At 57.9% G+C, this 399-nt stretch carries 1 protein-coding gene; it reads left to right on the forward strand.

Annotated features, from left to right (window positions below):
* On the forward strand, positions 1-399 hold a 399-nt coding region (locus tag ICL07_RS32175; RefSeq protein WP_188092169.1), incomplete at both ends, for an acyl-CoA synthetase family protein.

The following is a 399-nucleotide window of genomic DNA, read 5'->3' on the forward strand; positions in this document are numbered from 1 at the left end:
GTACTGGACCGCCGGCATCATATTGTGCCGTCGGGTGTTACAGGAGAGCTGTGCATAGGTGGCGCGGGTGTCAGCAATGGTTATTGGGGAAAGCCGGCACTCACGGCGGAGAAATTTATTGATAACCCATTTGGAGCCGGAAAGCTATATTGCTCCGGGGACCTGGTGCGCTGGACCACAGCCGGTGAACTGGAATTCCTGGGCCGGCGTGATGAACAGGTCAAGATTAATGGTTACCGGGTGGAGTTGGGAGAGATCGCCAGCGTACTGTCAGTCTGCCCCGGAGTGAAACAGGCGGCCCTGGCCATCAAGCCGGGGATAGCCGGCCAGCCGGCCCTGGTGGCTTATGTCACCAGTGACGGCACAGCCGACAGGAAACAGATTTACCAACAACTGAGT

It is taken from the genome of Chitinophaga qingshengii, from assembly GCF_014529935.1.
Lineage (GTDB): Bacteria > Bacteroidota > Bacteroidia > Chitinophagales > Chitinophagaceae > Chitinophaga > Chitinophaga qingshengii.